Raw genomic sequence first — 24162 nt, 5'->3', positions numbered from 1 at the left:
CATGACGAGTAAAAAACGACGCCAGCGCGGATCGCGAACCCACAGCGGCGGTTCCCACAAGAACCGCCGCGGTGCGGGCCACCGTGGTGGCCGCGGCCGTGCGGGGCGCAGCAAACACGAGTTCCACAACTACGAACCGAAGGGCAAACACGGCTTCAAGCGACCCCACGACATCCGAGAGGATGTCGCGGAGATCGACGTCCAGAAGCTCGACGAGGACGCGATCCTCTACGTCGCTGAGGACCTCGCCGAGGAGACCGACGACGGCTACCGACTCGACGCACGCGACGTCGTCGAGGACGGACACGAAGTCGACGTCGTCAAAGTTCTCGGCTCCGGTCAGGTCCGGAACACGCTCGAGATCACGGCGGACGCCTTCTCGGATGCGGCCGAGGAGAAGCTCGAGGCTGCCGGCGGCGAGGCAGTCGTCTCGGAGCGAGGTCAGGAAGACGACGAGGCTGACGCCGAACCCGAACAGAACGAGGAATAACATATGGGATGGAAGGAAGCCGCTGAACCGGTCCTAACGCGGATGCCAGCAGTGCGCCGTCCGGAGGGGCACGTGCCCTTCAAGCGCAAGCTAATGTGGACGGCCGGTATCCTCATGTTGTATTTCTTCCTGACGAACATCAGTCTGTTCGGCGTCGAGGCCGGCCAGGCAAACGACCTCTTCGGTCAGTTCCGTGCGATCCTCGCCGGCTCTCAGGGGTCCATCTTGCAGGTCGGTATCGGACCGATCGTCACCGCGAGCATCGTCTTGCAACTGCTTGGCGGTGCGAACCTGCTCGGACTCGACACGGACGATCCGCGGGACCAGGTCCTCTATCAGGGCCTCCAGAAGCTGCTGGTCGTCCTGATGACGATACTGACCGGGCTCCCGATGGTGTTCGCCGGCGGCTTCCTGCCAGCCCAGCAGTCGCTACAGCTCGGGGGATTCACCCTCGGACAGACGCAGATCCAGAGCCTGATGTTCGTTCAGGTGTTCATCGGCGGAATCCTCATCCTCTACATGGACGAGGTCGTCAGCAAGTGGGGCGTCGGTAGCGGGATCGGCCTGTTCATCATCGCTGGCGTGAGCCAGCGACTGGTGACCGGGTTCATCCAGCCCGCTCAGGGCGGGTTCTTCTTCGACTGGTACCGCATCCTGACGGGACAGGTCGACGTCGGGTCGATCGCCTCGGGTGCCGGTCTCCAGACGCTCCTGATCGGTGAGGGTCACGTCATCGCCCTGCTGACGACGATCCTGATCTTCGGGATCGTCGTCTATGCGGAATCGGTCCGCGTGGAGATTCCGTTGAGCCACGCCAGGGTCAAGGGTGCTCGCGGTCGCTTCCCCGTGAAGCTCATCTACGCGAGCGTCCTGCCGATGATCCTCGTTCGCGCAGTGCAGGCGAACGTCCAGTTCCTGGGGCAGATCCTGAACAGCCAGTGGGCCAGCATGCCCGGCTGGCTCGGTACCTACACGAGTCAGGGCCAGCCCAGTAGCGGGTTCTTCTACTACGTGGCTCCGATTTACTCACCCCAGGATTGGATGTGGTGGACGGCGAGCGTGTCCCAGGAGTGGTGGCAGGTGTTGATCCGGATCAGTATCGACCTCACCTTCATGGTGATCGGCGGTGCGATCTTCGCCATCTTCTGGGTCGAGACGACGGACATGGGTCCGGAATCGACGGCGAAGCAGATCCAGAACTCCGGGATGCAGATTCCCGGCTTCCGACAGAACGTCGGCGTCATCGAGAAGGTCATGGAACGGTACATCCCGCAAGTGACCGTCATCGGCGGCGCGCTGGTCGGCCTGCTGGCCGTCTGGGCCAACATGCTCGGTACCATCGGCGGTGTGAGCGGAACCGGCCTGCTGCTGGCCGTCTCCATCACGTACAAGCTCTACGAGGAGATCGCCGAGGAGCAGATGATGGAGATGCATCCGATGATGCGCGATATGTTCGGCAAGGAATAGCGACGGTCGCTATCGCTTCCCGTTCTTCGACTCCATCGACCACTCCCGTTTCTTGCTGTTTTCCGACGGTGCGTACTCATCCGTCAGCGACGCGCCCGACCAATCGTCGACCAGCCGCGGTTCTCGGCGTCCTCGACCAGTCGTCGCGATGATTCGGTCCGGGAATTCGTTACTCCGATCGCAAGTCGTGCTGGCAACCACACGATCGCCACACTCGGACTGTCGGTTCTCCATCGATCCGCCGCTTCCGGATCGCGTCCCGCCGGTCCGTGCGTGTTCGTTTGGATACTCCCCTTTTCCAGTGACGGCTAGGTGTGTCCGCTCGTGACGCACCCCGAAACCGGTGGGAGAGATGACGGTCGAGGCCGGACCGATCGCTGTCAACGCTACTCTTCGACGCTCTCGAGGCTCACGGAAGGATCGGCAACGTGCTATGGCGGCACGGATCCACAGCATCGTACTGAACACCGAACGGCCACCGACAATCGTGTTCGAGGACGGACACAGGGAGTACGAACCCCACGGTGGGGGCTGCTCGAACTCCTATTGGCCTGCGGAACATCGAGGAAAACAGCGGAGAAACGGATCGACCTCCGTGCGAAATCGGAAAACGGCAGAACGGCTTACTGGATCGAGTATCCTGCTGCGAGGGTGAGCAGGAACACCATGAACGCCGCGGTGAGCATCAGGTAGGTGATCGACCGGGGCTCGTCTTTCAGGTGCTGGAAGTAGCCAGCGATCAGGGATACCTTGATCGCCGCGAGAATCATCGTCCCGCCGACTGCCAGCTGGTAGCTGAAAATTTCCGGGAAGTGGAAGAAGACGAACTTCCCCGTCGCTAGCACCATCAGTGCCACGTAAATGAGGGCGTAGGTCCGAATGCTCGCCATTAGTGGGGAATGTGGGTGACGGATACTTATACCTTCCTCATGCGATCGTTCCGCGACAGGGTGCCGTCGAAGCGACACGTAGATGGATCACGAGTCCGAATCTCCGGCAATGAGTGAACGGTCGGCTTTCGCTCGCCGGACCGGTATCGTAGTGGCCCTCGCAGTAGCGGTTCTCGGGGCGAGTGTGAGCATCGTCGCCGCGAGTAACGTCGCCGCCGGCCTCACCGGTGGCACCGACGTGAGCGTCCCGACGTGGCTCTATCTCGCGACGGGCGGCGGTGCCGTCGGAGCCTCGGCGCTGCTGACGATGCTGGTGACCGACCGGGACGTGATCGGCTCCTACCACGACCGCGCGCTCGAGACTCCCCTCGACCGATTGCTGTCCGCCGGCTCGCTCTTCCTCGGCGTAATGGGCGTTCTCGGGCTCGCGGTGCTCTTCATCGCTGGCGTTTTCGGACCCAACATCGGACTGGTCAGTGCGACGGTCCTGCTGACGTTCGTCGGCGGTCGGTCGTTGTTGACGATCGCGGCGTACACCGTCGGGAACCCGTGGCCGGCGCTCAACCCCTGGCGGCGGATCGCATCGGCGCTGCCGAACGGCTACGAACGCTACCCGCCGGCCTTCGGTTCCTGGCCCGCCGTTGTCGCGCTGTTGACGTTCGTCTGGCTCGAGGTCATCGCCCCCCTGACCTCGTCGCCGCGGGCGCTGGTGGCAGTGCTCGCGCTGTACTCGGTGTTCACGATCTCGAGCGCGGTCGTGTATTCGCCCGAGGTCTGGTTCCGTCGTGGTGATCCCCTTTCGCTGTGGTTCCGGCTCTACGGTGCCGTCGCACCGATTCAGCGGACCGAAGACGGGTTCGAGCTGCGGTTCCCGGGGTCGCGGTTGAGCGAGGCCGATCTCGTCACTGACAACTCCCTCGTGGCCTTCGTGCTCGCACTGGTCTGGGAGCTGACCTACAGCGGGTTCATCGTCACGCCGATCGGCGTCCGAACGATCGAAGCGCTGGTCGGAATCGGGGTGCCGCCAGCGCTCGTTTATCTGGGGCTGCTCGTCGGCGGCTTCGGCCTGTTCTGGAAGGTCTACTGGGTCGCCATCGATCGCACCCGCGAGCGAGCCGAGACCTACCTCTCGCGGCAGTACCTTGGGCTCAGACTCGCCGCACCGCTGCTCGCCATCGCGGCCGGCTACCACCTGGCACACTATCTCGGGTTCGGACTCTCGCTATGGCCGTCACTGATCGATAGCCTGGCGATGCCGCTGAACCCGCCGCCGAATCCGACTCGATACGCCTTGCCGGGCTGGTTCGGCTACGTCGAGATCGCCGCCATCCTGCTGGGCCACGTCCTCGCGGTGTGGGTCGCACACACCGTCTCCTTCGATCTGTTTCCCGGCAAGCTACAGGCGATCAGGAGTCAGTACCCGCTCATCGTCGTCATGATCTTTTTCACGATGGTGAGCCTCTATCTCGTCTCGCAAGGGACGATGAGTCCGCCGTACGTTCCGGGTTGAGACTTCAGTCGCCCAGTCCTCGTCAGTCCGACGGGTCCGGACGACCGATTTCCGCCCCGCCCGCGAGGTACTGAACCGGCAAACACTTCCTCGCGCCGCCACAACGACCGACCGAATGGCGACTGAACGAGCGCTCGAGCGAGAGTATCAGGTGCCCGCGGACGAAGCGCCCGGCGCGACCTGTCCGTACTGTGGCCGGCCGTTCCGAGCCGAGCGATACGCCACGTTTCACATCGGCGTCGACCACGCCGAGGAGTGTTCGGAGGCCGAACGAGACGCGTTCGAGGACGAACGCGACGACGAAGAGTACGACCTCTTCACGTTCCACTTCAAGGCGGCTATCTCGGTATTTCTGGTTTACTTCCTGTTTACGTTCATCTATGCGCTGGTCTGGGCGGGACAGTGAGCCGATCGGGACTGCTGACCGACGTCGGGTCTAGATTTATCGAACGTCTGCCTCGCTAGAGCCACGACTCGTCTCGGAGCAGCGGTACTCGATCGGTTCGCACTCCAGAATCTCTTTGTTCGGTGACTCCTCAGTACCGGTATCATGGGCACCGGTCGCTCCAGTACGGTACTCTTCTCCGTCTTCGCCGTCGTCGCCTGTCTGGTGGTCGCATCCGTTTTCAGTCCGGTCGCACTCGGAGCGACCGTCTCTACTGACGCTGCTCCCGAACCCGCTGACGATTCGATCGTCATCGACGACGATCTCCCCACCAACGGGACGACCGTCGAGGTCGTCGTTCGGCTCGCGGAAGCGACCGTCCCCGAGACGGCGAGCGAGGCCGCGACGGAGCGCCGACTCGAGGATCACGCCGACTCGACGCAGGACTCGCTGCTCGAGTACGTACGGGGGAGAGAGGGATTGCAGGCCGAGGAGACGTTCTGGTTGACCAACGCCGTCCTGATCGAAGTCGATACGGACGCCGTCGAGTACAATGTCTTCGAGCGGTTCGGCGCGGTCGAGGCCGTCCACGAGAACTTCGCAGTGTCCGTTCCCGAACCGCCGGCCCGCGTCAACGCGACGGCATCGGGGTCAGCCGCTCCGGCAGCAAACGCCCGCCGAACGACGAGGGGACTCGCCCAGGTGAACGCGCCCGCCGTCTGGGACGCCTACGATACGCAGGGTGAAGGCGTCCGCGTCGCAGTGCTCGACACTGGCGTCGACGCGAGCCATCCGGACATCGAGCTGGCGACCGACGATCCGTCGGACCCGACCTATCCCGGCGGCTGGGCGGAGTTCGATGCGACCGGCGGCCGCGTCGCGGGATCGACGCCTCACGATACGGGCTCTCACGGGACGCACGTCAGCGGGACGGTCGCGGGCGGGGCGACGACCGGCACCGCGATCGGAGTCGCGCCCGAAGCGGAGCTGCTCCACGGACTCGTCTTGAGCGATACGAGCGGATCGTTCGCCCAAGTCGTCGCCGGCATGGAGTGGGCTGTTCAGGAGGATGCCGACGTGATCAGCATGAGCCTCGGTGCACCCGGAACACTCGCACCGTTCATTGACCCGGTTCGAAACGCACAGCAGAGCGGCGCAATCGTCGTCGGGGCGATCGGTAACGAGGGTCCGGAAACCTCCGGTTCTCCCGGGAACGTCTACGAGACGATCAGCGTCGGCGCGGTCGACGAAAACGGGGCCGTTCCCTCGTTCTCCGGGGGACAGCGGCTCGACCAGCCGGAGTGGGTCGGGGCACCGGACGACTGGAACGCACCGCAATCGTACATCGTCCCCGACGTCGTCGCACCCGGTGTCGCAGTCGTCAGCGCCGTTCCGGGCGGGTACATGGCGATGCCGGGAACCTCGATGGCCACGCCGCACGTCTCTGGTACGGTCGCGCTTCTCCTGTCCATCGAACCCGATGCGACACCCGAGGAGATCGAGCTCGCGCTTACCGAGACGGCTCGTGTGCCGGAGGGCTACGTCCCCGACAGTAACACCACAGTCGACGAGACCGATGGTACGACGATCGATAGCCGGTACGGGCACGGTATCGTCGAAGCCAAAGCCACCGCCGACGCGCTCGTCGAGGCTCGCGGCGGCGTCGAGTCGACGATGGCCAACGACTCGAACACGACTACCGACCGGACCGACGGATCCGGGTTCCGTTTTCAACCCGTGTTCGCCGCCGTTGTCCTCGTCCTCAGCGTCTTCCTCACTGCCATTGTACGTCGTCGAACCGGCCGCCGGTGACGTCTCGAGACCGCTCCGCGAGGTCAACGCCGTCGATACGCATCGACGAACGGCCGACGACTACCCGATCATCGAAGGCTTACGGTGACTCGGGTGGTCCGTCGAGCACACGATCGGGTAGAGTCCCAGTCGTTACTCGCGCGACCGTCCGGGAGCCGACGACCACAGAGACTGTCAGTATCGTGTCCCCTCCCGTCGCAGTCGGACTGGGGTGCCAGCGACGGATCTTTTCTAGTAGTTACTGCAACTGTTCACACACTGATCCCACAGCTGTCGGTCGATCAGGTGTACATTGACTTGCAGTGACCACTATCGTCTCTCGGTTGGTATCGAGTCGAGAATCGAGAACGCGAATCGAACGCGGCCGTTAGACGCCGAAACCCGTGTAGCGGCGATCCGCTACATCAGGTAGAACAGCGGGAACAGGAAGACCCACACGATGTCGACGAAGTGCCAGTAGAGGCCGAAGTACTCCACCGGCATGTGGTCCTCGAGGTAGGCGTCGATGCTCACGACCCGGTAGATCATGAACAGGGCGACGAGCAGACCGAGGATGACGTGGAGCGCGTGCAGGCCGGTCGTCACGAAGTACAGCGAGTACTCGATCCCGCTGAACCAGTAGTCACCGTGGGAGAACTTGGTGTTGTACTCGAAGGCCTTGACGCCCATGAACACGAGTCCGAGCAGGACGGTCGTGCTGAGCATCGCGAGCAGTCCCTTCTTGTTCCCGCGTTCGGCCATCACGTGTGCGAGAATGACCGTGAAACTCGACGTGATCAGGACGTAGGTGTTGAACAGGCCGGCCTGGGTGATGGTATCGAGATGCCAGTCACCCCAGCCCATGTGGATCCGCATGAACACGTACGCGCCGATCGCGGCACCGAAGACGACGACGTCGGAGGCCAGGAACAGCCAGACCCCCATCTTCTCGTTGTTGACGCCGCCGAACGGCCACTGTTCGGCCACGAGCATCTCGGGTGCATCGAACTGTTCGCGGCCGAACTGGAACAGCGTGATCCCGAGGAGGCCGATCCCGACTGCCAACAGGATCGGATAGATGATACTCTGTTCGGGCGCCGAGTCCAGCGTGACGAAGGTCCCGACGTCGCTCGCGATGTTCGACTCGACGAACGAGAAGACGTACGGCGTGATGCCGCTCAGTCCGAGGAAGAACGTGAATGCCGCGACGCCGATGCCGAACGGCCAGATACTGGCGTGGTCGGCGTGTTCCTCCTCGTGACTCGCGGCCGCCGTGCCGGTGGCTTCCTGTGCGACGCCGCCGTCGGTCGCGGTCGCGGCGTCGTTGACGAACTCGAGTTTGCCGCTGGCGTAGCTCGGTCGGTCCGGCCAGTTCTCGAGCGGCGGCGGCGAGGGGATCGCCCACTCGGCCGTTCGCGAGTACGTCCACGGGTTGTCGGGTGCGTCGGGGCCCGAGAGTAGACTCTTCCCGAGCGTGAAGAACGTGATCAGGAAGGAGGCACCGAAGACGAATGCCCCGACCGTCGCTAGCTGGTGGTAGATCTGTGCGCTCTCGGCGAAGTGGAAGACGCGCCGCGGCGTCTCCCAGGCCATGAACATCGGGAAGTACAGCAGATTGAACCCGACGAAGTAGACCGCGAAGTTGAGCTTGCCGAGTCGTTCGGAGTACATCTTCCCGGTGATTTTCGGCCACCAGTAGTAGATGCCTCCGACCAGCGCGGTGACCCCCGAAACCATGACGTAGTGGAAGTGGGCGACGACCCAGTAGGTGCCACGGAACTCGTAGTCGAGGACGACCGCACCGAGGAAGACGCCGGTGATCCCGCCGATGATGAACAGCACCAGCGCACCGAGCGAGAACAGGAACGGCGTCGTAAACCGGACGCGGCCCTTGACCATCGTGTAGATCAGCGCGAATACCATCAGGTCGAAGGGCAACGAGATCCCGATCGTCGTCGCCATGAACAGCGTTTTGATCGGGAGGTTGATCGTCGACAGGAACATGTGGTGCATCCAGACGAGGAACGACTGGACTGCCACCAGGACCATCGCGATGATGACCCACTTCCGGCCGACGAGTCGCCGGCCACAGAAGGTCTGGAACGTCTCGAACATGATCCCCAGTGCAGGGAAGAAGACGATGTAGACCTCCGGATGGCCGAAGAACCAGAAGATGTGCGCCCACAGCAGGCTCGAGCCCTGGTCGGTTGCGAAGTACTGCGTGAGGAACAGTCGGTCGACCGCGAGCAGGAGGAGTGCTGCCAGCAGCGCCGCGAAGGCGAACAGCATCATCCAGACGGTCAGGAGCCACGACCAGGAGAACATCGGCAGGTTCCACAGGCCGAGTCCCTCCGCGCGGGAGCGGTGCATCGTCGTCAGGAAGTTTATCGTCCCGATCGTAATCGAGATGGTGAACAGGGTCAACGCGAGGATTGTCGCGTTACCACCTGTCGTCGCCTGCATCGCGGGCGTATACGTTGGAACATTCAGCGGGGCGTACATCGTCCAGCCGCCGGAGAACGATCCACCCTGGAAGAACGAGATTCCGAGCAGGATGCCCGAGAACAGGTAGAACCAGTAACTCAAGGCGTTTAGTCGGGGGAACGCGAGATCCTTCGCGCCGATCTGGAGCGGGACGAAGTAGTTCGCGAACCCGGTTGCGATCGGTGAGAGGAACCAGAACACCATTATCAGGCCGTGGGTACTGACGGACTGGTAGTACTGATCGTTCGTCAGCAGTCCCGTGCCGCCGGCTTCCCACAGGTGAGCGCGGAACAGCAGGGCGAGGACGCCGCCGAAGACCAGGAAGAACATCGCAGTCACCATGTAGAGAATGCCGACGTCCTTGTGGTTAGTCGTGACCAGCCAGCGCTTGACCGAATCCATCGGCGGGAGGTCACTCATCAGTTCCCACCTCCGTCGTTGGTTTCGCTTGCATTAGTATCGCTTTCCGCTGCATTCATTTCGAGCGTGTAGGTTTCGTCGACCGGACCGGTCATATCGATCTGCTCCTCGATCGGCTCGAACTGGCCGTCGGTCGGCTCGATCGTGACGTTGTAGACGCCGGCTTGCTCGATGTCGTTGATTTCGATCGTGCCGTTCTCGAAGTCGTCGGCCGTGTAGGTCCGGTCCTCGACGCTGTCGTTCTCCTGATGCTCGAGGGTCAGTTCGTAGCCCTCAGTGACGCGGGACTCGTTTTGGTCCTGCATCGTGAACGACATCGTCAGCTGCTCGTCCATCCACGTGTCGAACTCGTCGGGATCCATGATCTGAAGGGTACCGACCATCGAGGTGTGGTACTCGCCACAGAGTTCGAAGCACTGGATCTCCTGTTGTTCGCCGGCTTCGGACGCGTCAGTCTCGAACCACGTTTCGTCGTACTCGCCCGGAATCGCGTCGGCTTTCACCCGTTGTTCGGGTATGCCGAACGCGTGCCAGACGTCGCCCCCCGTCGCCTGTATCCAGACCCGCTCGCCGGCGGGGACACGGAGGGTCGCCGTCGATTCGATTCCGTTCTCGTACTCGTAGAACCAGGCGAAGTTCTCGCCGATCACGTCGACGTTGAGTGCGTCCTGTTGCTCGTCGTTGCCGTCGGCTGGGTCTTCGACGTACAGGAGCATCCCGTACGTCCAGATCACCAGCGAAATGACGATGACGGCGCTGATGCCGAACGAGAGGAACAGTTTCTTTCCGCCCTTTCCGCCTGTCGGTAACTCCCCGACGGATGGCAGATCTTCGTCATCCGCTGGCTCGCCGGTATCACGGTACTTGTACGCGTTGTACAAGACGTACGCGATCACGACGATACCGACGAGCGTACCCAGTCCGAGGAAGACCAGGAAGATCTGCTCGAACACGTCGACACGTGTTCCCTGCATCGGGGTTGTCAGTAGATTGATGATTGTGTTCACCTCTTTTGAACTCCAGTTATATGTCGGAGGATGATGGCTGGGGGCACTTATCTATTTGGAAACCGCCCGACTGATGCCGTCTACCGGTCACCAATACGTCGGCCAGTTGACCCGGTTTTCGGCCCGAATCGGTTCGTCCGTTACGATTCATCACTGTTCGGTTGGGCCCGACACCCTTTTTTCTGTCGCTGTTGCACGTCGCTCGAGTCTCCGCGTGAACACGTCGGCCCACTGTATCGGTTTTGTGACGAACGTGTTCGCCTTGAGTACCATCTATCGGGCGGGTGTCGTTCATCCGGTACGCGTTCGCGCTGCGAAGACGATATTTTCGGCGTGGGAACTGGCGCGCGCTGAACCGATTGACCGTTTCGGCGGAGAAACAGCGTAGTGTCACGAAAATACTCAGCAGCGGTCGGTGGTCTCGACGTCTATCGCGTGGTCGTCTCTGTCAGAGTAGTCACGGCCGATTGCCGGACTCGACCACCAGGAACGATTGTTCGTGCTCCCAGGGGACACGCGCCTCTGAAAAAGCCGAGCGTCCGTCGCGTACGGTTCCGATCGTGCGTTTGGACCGAGCGTTCCCCGACGGGTCACACCTCGACGGCCCAGACGCGAAACGCCGACGGGAGGTCGTACACCTCGAGAAAGACGTCGTCGACGAACTGGGCGATTCGATTCGGATCCGCCTTCGCGCTGATCCGGACGTTCACGCCGTCGACGTCTTCCGGCCGAATCAACTCGTCGATCTTGAACGCCGGGAACTCGCCGAGGAGCGTTTTCAGTGTATCAAGTTCGTCGTCCGTACAGTCGAGATTGATCGTTCCGTCACCGAACTGAACCCACGGGATCCCCAGTTCGGCGGCCGTCTCGTCCGATTCGTCGTCCGAACTGTCTCGGGATGCTACGTCTTCGCCGTCGTCCGGGTCGACGCCGAGGGCCGTTTCGTCGGCCTCGAGCGTAAGGAATCCGCTATCGCGGTTGCGATGGGCGGTGATCGCGTCGACGTACAGCTTTCGTCGCTCGACCGGGTCGGCGGCCTCGAAGCGAGTCATACCCGGATGCACGTGCCCGATTCTTTAAGCCTTTATGTGGTGCCCCTGAACGGTGGCGTATGGCACAGCCACGAATCCTGATCCTGGGTGCTCCCGGGGCGGGCAAGGGGACCCAAAGTGCAAAGATCACGGAGGAGTTCGACGTCGATCACATCACGACCGGCGACGCGCTCCGAAACAACAAGGAAATGGACATCTCCGACATGGACACGGAGTACGACACCCCGGGTGAGTACATGGACCGGGGCGAACTCGTTCCCGACGACGTCGTCAACGCTATCGTCGACGAAGCGCTCTCACAGGCGGACGGCTTCGTTCTCGACGGCTACCCTCGGAACCTGGAGCAGGCCGAGGAGCTCGAGGACATGACCGAACTCGACGTCGTGTTGTACCTCGACGTCAGCGAGGAGGAGCTCGTTCACCGACTCACGGGCCGGCGCATGGATCCCGAAACGGGCGATATCTACCACGTCGAGTACAACCCGCCGGAGGACCCCGAGGTCGAAGACCGACTCGTCCAGCGCGACGACGACACCGAAGAGACCGTCAAAGAACGACTCTCGGTCTTCCAGGAGAACACCCAACCGGTTATCGAGCACTACGAAGCGCAAGGGGATCTCGAGCGCGTTGACGGCGAGCAGGCACCCGACGAGGTCTGGGCGGACGTGAAATCGACGATCGAACAGATCGCATAGCGCCGTTGTTGGGGTTACCAATACCTATGCAATTATTATGGCCGTTGTTCAGGCACATCCGACGACTTGATTTCCTCGGTCAGCAATCGAACCCGCTAAACGGATAACTCGAAACCGGAGATGATTGGGGCGGTGATTATCCGTTTTTAACGTCTAGTTCGTGTACGGCGACGTTCAGATACGTGATTTGCGGCGGTAGTGAGTAATCCTCAGGGTATGGATCGATTTCGGCAGTTGAAAGATCATCATCGTAATCGAATTCGATAGCCCCTGATTGGGAGCAAACCGAGTATGCAACCATCGACCCATTGAAATCAGTCTGGCCCGCTTGCATATGGATTTGGTGTCTATCTCTGCAAGATCCACCACCATTATTGGAGCTTTCCCACCACTCGTCCGACTTTTCTTCGGATGACGCCACGTAGAGTATTCCTTCGAAGGTTCCTTTACTATTCGGCCCTATATCGACACCCATCGTCGAGGGACCGTAAAACTGGATGATTTCGGCTCTCTGTTCACACCCGCCACCAGTATCAACGCATATTCGGCCGTCTAAATCAAGCTTATTGCCTCCCGAATAGATCCGCAACACGTGATCATCGTCTCTCTCAACAACGGTGATCGACCCATCAATATTCACGTCATCCTCAACGATCAGCGTCGCATTGCCATCTGATAAATCGAATTCGTAGTCTTCGCCGTCATCAATTTCCTCGATAAAATATTTGCCATCATCTAGCGTGCCAGTAGGTGGGTTTTCGGAAAGGTTTCTGTCGACATCCCCGGCCTTTGCATCGGTAATCATTTCGTCAATGACTGAATCCATTTCTGGCAGCGGAGTCCCCGTCCTGTAATCATCGCCGATCTGATCTTGTTTATCACGGAAGTGCTCGTTCTGGTCCGATCCAACGGTCGCGCCCTCATCGAATGCCCCATCGAGCTCCGCGTATCCGAGTAACACGTGCACAGTCCGATTCTCGTGATAAACGTTCTGAACGGACGCGCCACTGGCCTCTTCTCGGAAGTATCGCTCCCACCCTCGGTAGTAATCGCTTTGAATCGTGATGGTGACGGAATCGTTTTCAACGAAACTCACGTTTCCAATCGGATCCGTCTTGTTGTGCTCGATCGAGACGTCTCCGGAATCCAGTGATTGACTTCCGCTGAGGGTCGTAATTGGGAACCACAGCGTTTCGTCCTCCGAATCGTAATCGATGTTCGGCGCGGAGAGCATCCGCGTCTTGTTCCCCGTTTCTCGCCAGACGCCACCCGACTGATAGGCGACGATCGTTCCGTCGTCACCCACGTACTCGACGGCACCGATCGATCGATTGATATCGACGTCTCCACCCTCGATGTGGATCCAGCCCGCTTTCGTCTTCGTTACTGCCCCTGAATCACCTGCCTCGAACGAAACCGTCCTCGAAGAGTCGTCGCTGACCGACACGGTCGACATCTCGTGACCGAGCTCGACGAATCCCTGTTCGACTCGCTGGTTTTGCGATTGTTGTTCGGCGCCGTTCATGACGTCGCCGGCGACGAGAAGAACCCCGACGCTGACCGTTGCAGCCATGCCGATCAGCAGGATGACCCCGATCAGTGCTGATTGCCCCCGCTCCGATAATAAAAACGATTCACTCCCTCGTCCCGAAATCATTGGTTTTGTGATAGTCAGTTCATTGTATAAGTCATTCGTCTGGTCAAACCTTTCAGAATAGTTTATAACGGCTCTAATTCTGTGTTAGTAACCCGATAACGTCATCTTCTGGCCTTCTTATCCGTGTTCTGTTCGTGCCGGAAAAACAATCATATTTCAAACTATAGGTTGGTGCAACTATTTATGTGTTTTTCAGATGCCACTATCTTTTGCAAACCGTTATTATACGTATTTTATTTATCGGGGTGGATCGGACACTCGTCTTCTCCCCACCGAAGAAAAACACTTGTATACCGGACGACGCCTAGCACAACCAGATGACGCGCACAGCCGAGAAGATCGACGCCCTCGTCCGTGAGGACTCCTCGATGGCAGACGCCCTCGAGGCCATCCGCGAGAAAGCCGACAGAAACGGCGGCGAGGTCCAGTGGGCCGACGTCAGCGACGAGTTGACGAGCGGCCAGTGGGGGCGGCTAATCGAGAAAGGAGTACTAATTGACGGCGACAAAGGGTTCGAGATCGCCGATCGCGAGGCCTTCGATCGGGCCCTCGACGGTGACGCCGATAGCACCGGTGGCGGTGCCAGCGCCGACGTCGATGTCGACGACGAAGACTCGAGCTGGTCGCAGTGGGACAAGCTCGCCGGCGTCGGGGCGCTCCTGTTGATGCCCGGCTACTGGTTCGATTCGATCCGGTCCGTCGTCGGCAGTACGATCGACGTCGTTCTCGGTCCGCTCGACGCGGCGTTACCGTTCTATGCGGTGATCCTGTCTGTCGCCCTGATTACCGGCCTCTACTCGTCACTGCTTCAGGCGAACCTGATGGACACCGAGGTCATGGGGAAGTACCAGGAGCAGATGAAGGCCGTCCAGGAAGAACAAAAAGAGATCCGTCAGGAGAAGAAAGAAGCGGAGGAACGCGGCGCGAGCGAGGAGGAAATCGAACGTCTCGAGGACGAACTGGAGCGCGCCCGCGAGGAGCAGATGGAGGCCATGGCGGACAACCTCGGAATGTTCAAAGAGCAGTTCCGTCCGATGGTCTGGATCATGCTGTTAACGATCCCGCTGTTCCTCTGGATGTACTGGAAGATCCAGACCGTTGGCATCGACGGCGCGGAAGCGACTGCCGTCATGCCGCTCGTCGGTACGGTCGAATGGAATTCGGGACTAGTGGGCCCGATGCCGGCGTGGATCGTCTGGTACTTCCTGTGTTCGATGGGCTTCTCCCAGCTGCTTCGGAAGTCGCTGAACATCGACATGTCTCCCTCGGGCGCCTGAGCCGACTCGGATCGCGGTCGCAGCTTCGCTGCTCCCTGCTCCAATTTCCCGCCTCACGTCACAGCGGTCGCTCCGCTCCCTCGTTCGTTGCGTCGTGAAAATGGGACCGCCGTCGACGCCGTTATGTAGTTCGTTTCCGACCGTGTTCGCAGAGACGACCATCGGTCGTGCTCGATGATTCAAAACCCATTTTACGTGCCCCCTCGCAGAGTGAGTATGTTACTTACCGTCTCCGGCCCGCCGGGAAGCGGGAAGAGCACGACCGCCGAGTTGCTGGCCGAGGCCTTCGATCTCGACCACGTCAGCGGCGGCGACATCTTCCGGGAACTGGCCGACGAACGCGGCTATACGCCCCTCGAGTTCAACAAGCTCGCCGAGGAAAACGACGAGATCGATCGCGACCTCGATCGACGACTGCGCGAAATCGCCGTCGAGGAAGACGATCTCGTTCTCGAGTCCAGACTCGCCGGCTGGCTCGCCGGCGAACAGGCGGATTTCCGCTTCTGGCTGGACGCGCCACCACGGGTTCGCGGCGAGCGGATCGCTGAGCGCGAGGACAAAGATCCCGCGCGTGCGACCGAGGAAACCCAGGCTCGCGAGGCCAGCGAGGCCCAGCGCTACGAGGAGTACTACGGCATCGACATACGAGATCTCACTATCTACGATCTGTCGGTCAACACGGCCCGCTGGGAACCCGACGCCGTCCTCGACATGCTCGTCACTGCCGTCGAACGCTACACCGCTGACGGTGACGAAGGGAAGGCACACGTGACCGGTATCGAGTACGACTTCTGATGACCCTTCGTGGCCCCCCAACCGAGCGGTCGCCCGCCGAGTTACTCACCTTCGGCGTCGTCAATCTCGACAAGCCGCCCGGCCCCTCTTCGCACCAGGTCAGCGGCTGGCTTCGGGACGCCGTCGTCGAGACGCTCGCCGAGCGCGGCGTCGAGTCGACGATCGATCGCGCCGCTCACGCCGGGACGCTCGATCCGAAAGTGACCGGCTGTCTCCCGGTCATGCTCGGCGATGCGACCCGGCTCGCACAGGTCTTTCTCGAAGGCGGCAAGGAATACGTCGCCGTCCTCGAGTGCCACGGACCGGTTCCCGCCGACGCGGCGTCCGTCGTCGCCGAGTTCGAGGGGCCGATCTACCAGAAACCGCCGCGCAAAAGCGCGGTCTCCCGTCGCCTCCGCGTGCGGGAACTCTACGATCTCGAGGTCCTCGAGGCCGAGGAGCGACGACTCCTCCTGCGGATTCGCTGTGAGAGCGGCACCTACGTTCGGAAACTGTGCCACGACCTGGGACTGGCGCTCGGCACCGGCGGCCACATGGGTCACCTGCGTCGCACCGCGACGGATCCGTTCGACGATCGCACCCTTCACAGCGCTCAAGACTTCCTCGACGCGCTGGGGTTCTGGATCGAAGACGACGATCCAGAGCCGCTGTACGACGTCGTCGACCCCGCCGAACGGATTCTCGAGGAGATCCCGACCGTCGTCATCGCGGAGAACGCGGCCCGCGAAGTGGCCGAGGGTGCACCCGTTTACGCACCGGGCGTCCTCGAGGTTGACGACGACATCGAGCAGGGAGCACTGGTCGCCTGTTACACGCCGAATGGCGCGGCCGTCTGTCTCGGGGAACTGGCCGGTGACGCGGAGACCGATGCGGGTGTCGTGGTCGACCTCGAGCGGGTACTCGTCTGAGTGGTATCGCCGTCGGTGGGCACGGAACCGAGTGACGTACCGGTCACGAAACGACACGCTTAAACGGCAGACACCCATCCGATCACGTGCGGGACCGTGGGGTAGTGGTATCCTCTGCGGATGGGGTCCGTAGGACCCGAGTTCAATTCTCGGCGGTCCCACTCGAAATTATCTAAGTGTTCAACTCTTAGCGGCTCATACCCTCGAGCCGGCCGAAAATCCAATTCTCGGTTTCGGTATATTACCACGTAGCCGACAGGCCGTCAGGAGGTGGTCAGCGTGACGGTCGCTCCCTGGCCGTCGGTTGACCACTCGACGTGCCAGCACTGCGGGGCCCACGTCACGGACCGGTTCCGTCGTGTCTTCGGCGACGACGAGGACCGGGCTCACCGCTGTGGTGACTGCGATACGTACGCGCGACTGAGCCGCGGTTCCGCTGCTGGTATCGACGTGGCGGTCCCTGATCCGGAAACCTCCGAGGGTCGCCACGGGGGTGAGGTCGATGCGTAGCGGGTTCGTCCGGGCGAGTGAACTATACGATGTCGACAGCCGGACGCCCATCGCCCATCCGATCCACCAAGCGACTGACGCCGACGTTCGCCGCGCGCTCGAGGACCGAGAGATCTGTACCGACGGCGGACAGCCCTCGAGCGGCACCGATCACTCGAGCGGTCGGAACCTCTTGCTTCCACAGGAACACTGGTCTCGTCCAATTGGACGAACTCGTCCCGACGAGAGTACTTTTGCAGCATATACTGATCCGCAGCACTCACAGATACCGACGACGCGCTTGTTCTGTGTCATACTGTTCACCCAGTTCGTCAATGCAATCTCGAATACCGGCAATACCATTATCGGTTTCTGTTTACGTAAGAGTGGCCTTGGTTACCTGTACCAGTCACTACACACGGGTACTGATCGCTCACCTTCAGATTCTGAGAACTCTACGCGAAACGGAGGGGCTGACCAATGAGCCGGCTCCTCGAGGCCGACGAGTGCGAACGCTGTGGTGATCGCGTCGATGCGCTTCGCCGGCTCTGTCCCGAATGTACGCGCGCGGTTCGGAACGCGCGGGAGGGTCCGCTATGAGTTCTCGAGCGTCGGAACTCGAGAGCCCGAAGGCCAGCGGTGACGCCCTGGAAGGTACGATCGTCCAGACTGTCGACGCTCTCGAGTACGTGAGCGATCACACCGCCACGTGGCACGACGCACGGACGACCGCGGTCCTGGAGGCGAGTCGATCGCTGCCGTTCTACGGGATCGTCCTCGTCGAGCCGAACGTTCCGGTCGAGATCAAAGGCTGTCAGATAGAGACGAGTAACGGCAGCCGATCGACCCGCGGTCGGTTCTACGTCAAGCGAGCGGCCCACGAGCAACTGCTCGAGGCGGCCGGGATGTATCTGCTCGTCGTCTACCTTCCGCGACCGGGACTGCCGCAGGTGGCCCGGGCGATCGTGCCGGCGACGCTCATCGACGAGTTGCTCGCTGGCCGGTGGTACGAGGTCGGCGGGTCGCGCTCTGAACAGGAGGTCGCGAAACTCGCGTGGTCGCACGTGATCGATCCGGCGGGCGTCGATCCGGCAGCAGCTGAGGAGGGATCACGATGAGCCGCGTAGACGACCTCGAGATCCGCAACGGGCGTGCCGTCATTCGTGATGTCAACGGCGACTACCAGCGCGCCGACCGGATTCGAGACTGCCGATTCTGTCGTGATCGGATGTATACGATCGCAGACGGTACTCGCCACGACTGTTTCAGTGGAGGGGATTCGACGTGAGCGTCGACGCCGATCGGGACGACCGTGACCTCGAGGCCGAGCTAGCGAGCCCGGCAGCCGGTCAGTTCGGGGTTCCCGTCGACGCCGTTTGCGTGGGCTGTGGGCGAACTCGCGTCAAGCGAGCGAGCCTTGAGGAGATGGACCAGCATCCACAGGTTGATCCAACGACTCTCGAGGCGAGCGACTGCACGTCGTTCAAGCACGTCTGCTATCCCTGTCAGGGTGCGATGTGGTGGAATCCCGTCGCGATCCTCACCGGTTTGCTCGAGAGTGAGCGAGACCGGGGTGAGTAAGCGTGTCGCAAGTCGAGACAACGCCTCACGAGGTCGAGAATCGCTGGAAGTGGCCCGACTGGGGCCGCGGTCCGTACGACGCGCTGTCGTCGGTGATGCTCGGGCCGCCCTTCGAGGGATACCTCGAGATCACCACCGAAATCGACGGCGAGCCCTGGCTCCTCGAAGTGAGCTACAGCAAATCGGGATTCGCGCCGCGGCTGTCGGACGGAATCAACGCCGAGCGGCTCTACGAGTGGGATATCGTGGGCCGTGGGCGAGGCGAGCGAAAGGCATCGTACAACATGGGCCCGCGGTTTCCGAACATGCGCCACTGGGAGAGCGGCGAGAAGTTGCAACTTCCGTGGGAGAATCAGGTCGGCGAGGTCGACGGCGTCGACGTCGAGTTCCACACGAGTAACATCGAACCCGAGCGCGGCCTCGAGCTGCTGCCGGAGTTTTTCGCGGCGATCTTCGATCATGCCAACGAGCGCGTTCATCCCGAGTACTTTCGAACTGAACCGCACGAAGCGAGTCGGATGTGGGCGTACGAGCGGTACGTTCGGATTCGTCGCGAGTGGGCTGAAAAGCTCTCGTCAGCCGGTGTTCTGCAGAAGGTCGCGCACTACCTGTCCGACCTGGAGGGCGTGAAAGCCGAGCTCCACATCGACAATCAGGAGATCATCAATCACCAGAATCGGCTGTTTCTGAACCCCACGTCAGCCAGTGAACTACTACCGGGCCATACCTACGGACGGAAATTCGAGATCTACCAGCTGAAAGATCCGGACGCGGTCTCGAAAGATCACCCGTCGTACCATCCGAAGGTGGAGGTCCTGGTCAACAAGTCGATGAACGACAACGAGGCATGGGCGTGGGCTGATCGCCACGAAGTGACCGAGCAGATAGAGGAGACGCTGTTGAACGCACTCCACTGGGAAGACATCCCACTCGGTCCAGACGGAAATGGCGTCTACATAGCCGACGATCACTTCGATGCGGTCGCTCGAGACCAGCCGGTCGAACTCTACGAAGACCCGACACCGCGTCTCGAGGCGAAATCTGACCACCTGTTGATGACGACGCTTCGAGACATGGGTGACACTGCCCGCGACGTATCTGAGACGGTCGCGACCGACGGCGGTGCGACCGTCGACGGTCTCGCCGATCAGCTGGGGAAGCATCCCGCGACGATCTACCGGGCGATCAACGACCTCGGCGAGATCCTCGAGCTTGACCAGGGCGATGTCTCGTTCCGTGCCCGAAAGTATCAGGAGGAACTTCGTGCGCTCGTCGAGTCAGCGGAGTACGCGATCGAGAGCTACGCCGATCGGATGCAGCATCTCATGGGCTTGGCTGATCACGTTGCCGAGTCATCGCCCTTCCAGGAGTGGCTCGCGAAGAACGGTGCCGACCTCGAGTTCGACGAACACGGCGAGCCCCGGCAGATGCGGATCGATACGATCCTCTCTCGGCTGAAGTCGGACAGCTTCGGGAACGTCGCGACGATCGCCAGCGAGGCTCTCAAGAAGTGGTCCCGATCGGGGAACGATCCGACGAAACTTCGTGGCGTCGAGTTCACCTGGAAGACTCCCGGCGGTGGTACTGAAACTGGATTCGTCGGCGCTGTCGCGGACCGCTGAACCGGTCTGGTTAGTGGCAACACTATCGTTACCGCTCTTTTCTACAAGTTTGCTTGAATAACAGCCCTGCTTAGACAAATCTGGTGGTAGTCTTCACCTCGAAGGCGGGGTCGGCGGGGCGATCGCACCGCGACAGCTGCGGGGTCGTTTCGCGCTTCGCGCGAAAGCCCCCTTGGCGGGTGTCCCCAAGGGGACAGCGCCAAAAAATTACAGCGCCCCCACCCCGCCTCCGTGCGCAGATCTCCAGTTGATGCACTCGAAACACCCCTTTGTGAGGTGTTTAACTCGATTGATTGATTTTAGCTGTCTCAGGATATGTCCCGAATGCTAATATTATTGGAAAAGAATTAATTCCGATATGAACTCAATTGATTCGTACCCTGATGAACTTGAGCACCTAATGTCGAGGATGGAGATACTTGCTGATGAGGCTTTCAAGATTCTCCGTTTTAACCTTGTCATAGCAGGCCTATTTGTCTCCGCAGTTGCTGGATTATCCAACTACCCGGGTCAGGAAGTTGGCGATATACTTTCTAGTATTTGGATATTGATTTCAATAGCAACTTGGCTAATGTCTATATCTATCGTACTGATTGTGTATAATGATGCTCGGCGACTTTCCGTAGCCACATTATATGAAAATAGAGACAAATTAGATGACATGGTGAATTATGAACAGATGAGTTTCAATACAAGATATTCTGTCGTCATGTCCACTTCTTCAGTTATATTCTTTGCTTTCGGAGTTTGGGACTCCTTCATCCCAGTGGATATTGAACTCGGATTCGTAGTGAATGTTCTACTCCTTATATTTTCTCTGTCTGTGATCCCGATAATTCTCTGGAAAGTTGGGTATCAGGCAATTCAATTCACGAAATCTTCGTTATCGAACTTGTCGAACACTATTCGATCTCTATATTCATAGTATATCCGTCTCAAGGGACTGCTCGACGAACCAATAATCAATAAGCATGTCCTGTTGTCAGCTTATTCGAAGTCGTCTATCTGAATGAAAGAGGAGAGAGATTGGGTGGTATAACCATCGCAATCCAAAACTAAAGAATCCGTAATATCACTGATGCGCTTGAGTCACGTTCGCAAATTCTTTTTCCTTCAATTGCTTACACCCTATTATCCGTGGGCCATTTCAACTTCGATTTTGACCCTGACGATTTCCGTATTGACCCTGATGTCTTCCGTTTCAACCCTGACGATTTCCGTATTGACCCTGACGTCTTCCGTTTCAACCCTGACGCATTCCGTATCGATCCTAGCGTCTTCCGTTTCGACCCCGACGATTTCCGTATTGACCCTGATGTCTTCCGTTTCGACCCCGACGATTTCCGTATTGACCCTGATGTCTTCCGTATCGATTCTGATGCCTTCTTTCTCAACTTTGATCCTACTAATTTTCAGTTTGAATTCGATTCTACTGAGTTTCTCCGTAGCTTTGATCCATCTAGGTCCATAATCATGTCTATAATACCAAATATCGGTGACATGTTGGAGAATGTAAAAATAGATCAAATCCAATCCAATCAATCGAGACACAATTTAGATAATTATTGGAGAAATAATTTTAATGAGGAACTATTTGATAAAACTGTAGACCCATATGGATGCGTGAGATATGATGCATATCGTGTTCGCTTTTTCTTTACAGCCAGGGTTTTTGCGTCGGTTCTAAATAGTGGTCCAATCTCCGAAGAGATGACGGAACTGGATAAAAAGCACATTCGTTTGGCCTTAGCATTAGCTATCGGGATAGCATTAAGCGTCCCAGCATCTTTGATCGCTGCTTGGCTTCTTGGTCAAACCGCTGGAGTAATATCAGGGCTATCGCTATGCTTCGGTGCATCTAATTTCATATCATCGCAGTTGGAAGACATCTATTCAATCAAGAAACGCCAAGACCCCTCCAAGTAAGCGTGTAACTGTTTCATTTATTTCGCTATCTTCTCAACCCTGGGGTTGTACGTCGACAGAATTCGATTCCCGAATATGCACACGAAACTCGAATTCTCGTGTGCATATCGTGAGCCAGACCCTGGTTTGAGATCGCTTCACCTCTGAATAGTCGACGATCTCACCAATTTTGGGCCGAAATAGGCCACTTAGTGAGTCGAAAAAAACTAGGATTTCGGGGGTCGTGTGTACGAGTATGCGGATCAGAACTGGCGACGACTACGCATACCGACGAGACGCTATCGAACGCGCAGCTGACTTCTATGACTGTAATATGACGAAAGCAGTGGTGAGTGTGTGCGACGACATTCCGAAGCTCGTTCAGGCTGTTCGCGAGGTCCTCGAGCGGGACGATCTCACGCTCGAGCAGCGACGGGAAATAGCTGAGACGTTGAGCACTCGAGCCGTCAGCTTTGATGTTGATACCTCGGTGACCGTCGAAAGGAAAGGCGACGAATAATTTATTTCATATCTTCCAAATTTACAACCATGGATCGACGACGGTATCTCGCTCTCAGTGCAGTGATATCTGGAACTACCGCTGGTTGTACGTCCGTCGGAGGCAAGACCTCACTCTCATCTAACACGGAAACCAACGATTCGCACGGGCTACTTCGGTTTCGAAAGGACAACGAGACTGGTGAAGAGATCGCTAGGGTCCAGATAGTGAAGTTATCTATAAACGATGAAGAACGCGATCACTATCCGTTCCGGATCTCTACGTGGCAACAAGAGGGTATTCGCCTGTCCTCGCTACGGTTAAAATTCCGTTCTCCACCTTATGAACCCGGCTTCTCGCCACCAGGTATCTACCTTCGAGAGGGTCATCATGCCGAAAAAGCAGATCTCTATCGAGATGAAGACGATTCTTCGACGACGGTCGTAGATCTACCTGACACTTCCGATATCGGCGATGGAAGTATCTCTCTTCAGTTTCTTCTCACCGGAGATCAGACACAAGATCCTCAACAACTATTCGTGGGTGCTGAGGCTTCTCTGTCAACTGACGACATCATCGAGACAGGCTATAGTGCTACTGGAGATATAACGATCGAGTTTCCCTAATCCAGCCACAGATTCCGATTTCTGTTCAGTAGGGAGCACGGTTCCACTCTCTCGATCTATTCATTACGCTGCCTTCCCCCGTTTCTCAAAAGATATCCGAAACCGCTATTTTCGACTGTTCGGTTCCGCGATGATCGCCACCGCCGTGCCAGCGGAGTAGTGGCAGGTCGCTCGAACGGACCATCTTGTCTCGAAGGACCGTACAGCCTGATCTCCCATGTGGCCGGTAGACGACGAAACAGTACCAGCCATTGTGCCGACAGAGTTCCTCGTGATACTCGCGGTAGATCTTCCAGTTACCGGGCTGGCCATCTGAATGCTCGTGCATCGTCGATTTGATCTCGACGGGTGTTCCGTTCCCGAACCGGGCGCCGTGCCAGCTGGCCCGATCGAGATCGAAGCGACGCTTTTGGCCATCCGTTTCTCGATAGCGGTCCCGAAGTGATTGGCGCGCTTCGAGCGGTTCACGCGGACCACGCGCGTCGCACGCTGTTATATATACACCTCCGCCGGGCCCGCACCGCGCGCCCATCGATCGCGTCGCTCCCGGGAGGGAGCGTGCGCGGTGGGCTGTGGGCTGCAGCTATCTTAAAGGGGGTTGGTGGAAGTTTG

At 59.3% G+C, this 24162-nt stretch carries 24 protein-coding genes, 1 tRNA gene and 1 pseudogene; 19 read left to right on the top strand and 7 right to left on the bottom strand.

Annotation, left to right across the window (positions count from 1 at the left end; genetic code table 11):
• Position 1 precedes the first annotated feature (1 nt).
• Both LDB05_RS10145 and secY read left to right on the top strand, forming a co-directional pair.
• Complete coding sequence (locus LDB05_RS10145; RefSeq protein ID WP_226007802.1) at positions 2-490, top strand: uL15m family ribosomal protein; 489 nt, start codon at positions 2-4, stop codon at positions 488-490.
• 3 nt (positions 491-493) lie between these two features.
• The gene (gene secY / locus LDB05_RS10140; RefSeq protein WP_226007801.1) at positions 494-1957 is read left to right on the top strand and encodes a preprotein translocase subunit SecY; all 1464 of its coding nucleotides are present in this window, start codon (positions 494-496) and stop codon (positions 1955-1957) included.
• Between the two features lie 623 nt (positions 1958-2580).
• On the opposite strand, the gene LDB05_RS10135 is transcribed toward secY, so the two are convergent.
• A complete protein-coding gene (locus LDB05_RS10135; RefSeq protein ID WP_226007800.1) occupies positions 2581-2847 on the bottom strand; it encodes a cytochrome C oxidase subunit IV family protein in 267 nt (88 codons plus the stop codon).
• A gap of 82 nt (positions 2848-2929) precedes the next feature.
• On the opposite strand from LDB05_RS10135, the gene LDB05_RS10130 reads away from it, so the two are divergent.
• The 3 genes from LDB05_RS10130 to LDB05_RS10120 all read left to right on the top strand — a co-directional run bounded on the left by LDB05_RS10130 (position 2930) and on the right by LDB05_RS10120 (position 6554).
• Positions 2930-4357 carry a hypothetical protein gene (locus tag LDB05_RS10130; RefSeq protein ID WP_226007799.1) on the top strand — a complete coding sequence of 476 codons (1428 nt, stop codon included), beginning with the start codon at positions 2930-2932 and terminating at the stop codon, positions 4355-4357.
• 115 nt (positions 4358-4472) lie between these two features.
• Positions 4473-4763 (top strand): DUF7410 domain-containing protein, encoded by a 291-nt coding sequence (locus LDB05_RS10125; RefSeq protein WP_226007798.1) that lies wholly within the window; start codon positions 4473-4475, stop codon positions 4761-4763.
• A gap of 144 nt (positions 4764-4907) precedes the next feature.
• Positions 4908-6554 (top strand): S8 family serine peptidase, encoded by a 1647-nt coding sequence (locus LDB05_RS10120; RefSeq protein WP_226007797.1) that lies wholly within the window; start codon positions 4908-4910, stop codon positions 6552-6554.
• A 399-nt stretch (positions 6555-6953) separates the two neighbouring features.
• Here the strand turns inward: LDB05_RS10120 and LDB05_RS10115 are convergent, their stop codons facing one another.
• The 3 genes from LDB05_RS10115 to LDB05_RS10105 form a co-directional block, all read right to left on the bottom strand.
• On the bottom strand, positions 6954-9437 hold the full coding sequence (locus LDB05_RS10115) for a cbb3-type cytochrome c oxidase subunit I (protein WP_226007796.1): 2484 nt from the start codon (positions 9435-9437) through the stop codon (positions 6954-6956).
• Positions 9437-10411: a cytochrome c oxidase subunit II gene (coxB, locus tag LDB05_RS10110; RefSeq protein WP_226007894.1), complete on the bottom strand. Its 975-nt coding sequence runs from the start codon at positions 10409-10411 to the stop codon at positions 9437-9439. The genes LDB05_RS10115 and coxB overlap by 1 nt, the downstream gene beginning before the upstream one ends.
• Before the next feature lie 623 nt (positions 10412-11034).
• Positions 11035-11496, bottom strand: coding sequence for a DUF7975 family protein (locus LDB05_RS10105; protein ID WP_226007795.1), 462 nt, complete (start codon positions 11494-11496; stop codon positions 11035-11037).
• A 59-nt stretch (positions 11497-11555) separates the two neighbouring features.
• On the opposite strand from LDB05_RS10105, the gene LDB05_RS10100 reads away from it, so the two are divergent.
• On the top strand, positions 11556-12191 hold the full coding sequence (locus tag LDB05_RS10100; protein WP_226007794.1) for an adenylate kinase: 636 nt from the start codon (positions 11556-11558) through the stop codon (positions 12189-12191).
• 136 nt (positions 12192-12327) lie between these two features.
• Here LDB05_RS10100 and LDB05_RS10095 read toward each other — a convergent pair whose 3' ends face one another.
• Positions 12328-13848 carry a DUF7289 family protein gene (locus LDB05_RS10095; protein WP_226007793.1) on the bottom strand — a complete coding sequence of 507 codons (1521 nt, stop codon included), beginning with the start codon at positions 13846-13848 and terminating at the stop codon, positions 12328-12330.
• Positions 13849-14165: 317 nt separating this feature from the next.
• Here LDB05_RS10095 and LDB05_RS10090 point away from each other — a divergent pair, with 317 nt between their 5' ends.
• From LDB05_RS10090 to LDB05_RS10070, 5 genes are all read left to right on the top strand, one after another.
• The gene (locus LDB05_RS10090) at positions 14166-15125 is read left to right on the top strand and encodes a DUF106 domain-containing protein (RefSeq protein ID WP_226007792.1); all 960 of its coding nucleotides are present in this window, start codon (positions 14166-14168) and stop codon (positions 15123-15125) included.
• A 216-nt stretch (positions 15126-15341) separates the two neighbouring features.
• Complete coding sequence (cmk, locus tag LDB05_RS10085; protein WP_226007791.1) at positions 15342-15920, top strand: (d)CMP kinase; 579 nt, start codon at positions 15342-15344, stop codon at positions 15918-15920.
• On the top strand, positions 15920-16828 hold the full coding sequence (locus LDB05_RS10080; protein ID WP_226007790.1) for an RNA-guided pseudouridylation complex pseudouridine synthase subunit Cbf5: 909 nt from the start codon (positions 15920-15922) through the stop codon (positions 16826-16828). Before cmk ends, LDB05_RS10080 begins: the two co-directional genes overlap by 1 nt.
• 90 nt (positions 16829-16918) lie before the next feature.
• A tRNA-Pro gene (locus LDB05_RS10075) sits at positions 16919-16989 on the top strand.
• Positions 16990-17098: 109 nt separating this feature from the next.
• A complete protein-coding gene (locus tag LDB05_RS10070; protein ID WP_226007789.1) occupies positions 17099-17338 on the top strand; it encodes a DUF7563 family protein in 240 nt (79 codons plus the stop codon).
• Positions 17339-17360: 22 nt separating this feature from the next.
• Here LDB05_RS10070 and LDB05_RS10065 read toward each other — a convergent pair whose 3' ends face one another.
• Complete coding sequence (locus tag LDB05_RS10065; protein WP_226007788.1) at positions 17361-17528, bottom strand: hypothetical protein; 168 nt, start codon at positions 17526-17528, stop codon at positions 17361-17363.
• A gap of 385 nt (positions 17529-17913) precedes the next feature.
• On the opposite strand from LDB05_RS10065, the gene LDB05_RS10060 reads away from it, so the two are divergent.
• The 8 genes from LDB05_RS10060 (at position 17914) to LDB05_RS10025 (ending at position 23550) form a co-directional block, all read left to right on the top strand.
• Entirely contained in the window at positions 17914-18435 is a 522-nt protein-coding gene (locus tag LDB05_RS10060; protein WP_226007787.1) for a PD-(D/E)XK family putative nuclease, read from the top strand.
• Positions 18432-18605 carry a hypothetical protein gene (locus LDB05_RS10055; RefSeq protein ID WP_226007786.1) on the top strand — a complete coding sequence of 58 codons (174 nt, stop codon included), beginning with the start codon at positions 18432-18434 and terminating at the stop codon, positions 18603-18605. The genes LDB05_RS10060 and LDB05_RS10055 overlap by 4 nt, the downstream gene beginning before the upstream one ends.
• The gene (locus tag LDB05_RS10050) at positions 18602-18898 is read left to right on the top strand and encodes a hypothetical protein (RefSeq protein WP_226007785.1); all 297 of its coding nucleotides are present in this window, start codon (positions 18602-18604) and stop codon (positions 18896-18898) included. The genes LDB05_RS10055 and LDB05_RS10050 overlap by 4 nt, the downstream gene beginning before the upstream one ends.
• A gap of 2 nt (positions 18899-18900) precedes the next feature.
• Positions 18901-20520: a DUF7845 domain-containing protein gene (locus tag LDB05_RS10045; protein ID WP_226007784.1), complete on the top strand. Its 1620-nt coding sequence runs from the start codon at positions 18901-18903 to the stop codon at positions 20518-20520.
• Between the two features lie 358 nt (positions 20521-20878).
• The gene (locus LDB05_RS10040; protein WP_226007783.1) at positions 20879-21445 is read left to right on the top strand and encodes a hypothetical protein; all 567 of its coding nucleotides are present in this window, start codon (positions 20879-20881) and stop codon (positions 21443-21445) included.
• Between the two features lie 212 nt (positions 21446-21657).
• On the top strand, positions 21658-22446 hold the full coding sequence (locus LDB05_RS10035; protein ID WP_226007782.1) for a hypothetical protein: 789 nt from the start codon (positions 21658-21660) through the stop codon (positions 22444-22446).
• Positions 22447-22681: 235 nt separating this feature from the next.
• Positions 22682-22945 (top strand): DUF7692 domain-containing protein, encoded by a 264-nt coding sequence (locus LDB05_RS10030; RefSeq protein WP_226007781.1) that lies wholly within the window; start codon positions 22682-22684, stop codon positions 22943-22945.
• A gap of 29 nt (positions 22946-22974) precedes the next feature.
• The gene (locus LDB05_RS10025) at positions 22975-23550 is read left to right on the top strand and encodes a DUF8121 family protein (protein WP_226007780.1); all 576 of its coding nucleotides are present in this window, start codon (positions 22975-22977) and stop codon (positions 23548-23550) included.
• A gap of 85 nt (positions 23551-23635) precedes the next feature.
• On the opposite strand, the pseudogene LDB05_RS10020 reads toward LDB05_RS10025, so the two are convergent.
• A pseudogene (locus LDB05_RS10020) lies at positions 23636-24018 on the bottom strand (PD-(D/E)XK family putative nuclease).
• Positions 24019-24162: the final 144 nt, after the last annotated feature.

Origin of the sequence: Natrinema salinisoli, assembly GCF_020405205.1 — an archaeon.
Taxonomy (GTDB): Archaea; Halobacteriota; Halobacteria; order Halobacteriales; family Natrialbaceae; genus Natrinema; species Natrinema salinisoli.
The sequence above is the reverse complement of the archived record's forward strand: the minus strand, read 5'-3'. Positions and strand labels throughout refer to the sequence as shown.

Coding starts and splice junctions, on each gene's coding strand:
- LDB05_RS10145 (WP_226007802.1), top strand. CDS start 2: ATGACGAGTAAAAAACGACGCCAGCGCGGATCGCGAACCCACAGCGGC.
- secY (WP_226007801.1), top strand. CDS start 494: ATGGGATGGAAGGAAGCCGCTGAACCGGTCCTAACGCGGATGCCAGCA.
- LDB05_RS10135 (WP_226007800.1), bottom strand. CDS start 2,847: ATGGCGAGCATTCGGACCTACGCCCTCATTTACGTGGCACTGATGGTG.
- LDB05_RS10130 (WP_226007799.1), top strand. CDS start 2,930: ATGGATCACGAGTCCGAATCTCCGGCAATGAGTGAACGGTCGGCTTTC.
- LDB05_RS10125 (WP_226007798.1), top strand. CDS start 4,473: ATGGCGACTGAACGAGCGCTCGAGCGAGAGTATCAGGTGCCCGCGGAC.
- LDB05_RS10120 (WP_226007797.1), top strand. CDS start 4,908: ATGGGCACCGGTCGCTCCAGTACGGTACTCTTCTCCGTCTTCGCCGTC.
- LDB05_RS10115 (WP_226007796.1), bottom strand. CDS start 9,437: ATGAGTGACCTCCCGCCGATGGATTCGGTCAAGCGCTGGCTGGTCACG.
- coxB (WP_226007894.1), bottom strand. CDS start 10,411: ATGCAGGGAACACGTGTCGACGTGTTCGAGCAGATCTTCCTGGTCTTC.
- LDB05_RS10105 (WP_226007795.1), bottom strand. CDS start 11,496: ATGACTCGCTTCGAGGCCGCCGACCCGGTCGAGCGACGAAAGCTGTAC.
- LDB05_RS10100 (WP_226007794.1), top strand. CDS start 11,556: ATGGCACAGCCACGAATCCTGATCCTGGGTGCTCCCGGGGCGGGCAAG.
- LDB05_RS10095 (WP_226007793.1), bottom strand. CDS start 13,848: ATGATTTCGGGACGAGGGAGTGAATCGTTTTTATTATCGGAGCGGGGG.
- LDB05_RS10090 (WP_226007792.1), top strand. CDS start 14,166: ATGACGCGCACAGCCGAGAAGATCGACGCCCTCGTCCGTGAGGACTCC.
- cmk (WP_226007791.1), top strand. CDS start 15,342: ATGTTACTTACCGTCTCCGGCCCGCCGGGAAGCGGGAAGAGCACGACC.
- LDB05_RS10080 (WP_226007790.1), top strand. CDS start 15,920: ATGACCCTTCGTGGCCCCCCAACCGAGCGGTCGCCCGCCGAGTTACTC.
- LDB05_RS10060 (WP_226007787.1), top strand. CDS start 17,914: ATGAGTTCTCGAGCGTCGGAACTCGAGAGCCCGAAGGCCAGCGGTGAC.
- LDB05_RS10055 (WP_226007786.1), top strand. CDS start 18,432: ATGAGCCGCGTAGACGACCTCGAGATCCGCAACGGGCGTGCCGTCATT.
- LDB05_RS10040 (WP_226007783.1), top strand. CDS start 20,879: ATGAACTCAATTGATTCGTACCCTGATGAACTTGAGCACCTAATGTCG.
- LDB05_RS10030 (WP_226007781.1), top strand. CDS start 22,682: ATGCGGATCAGAACTGGCGACGACTACGCATACCGACGAGACGCTATC.
- LDB05_RS10025 (WP_226007780.1), top strand. CDS start 22,975: ATGGATCGACGACGGTATCTCGCTCTCAGTGCAGTGATATCTGGAACT.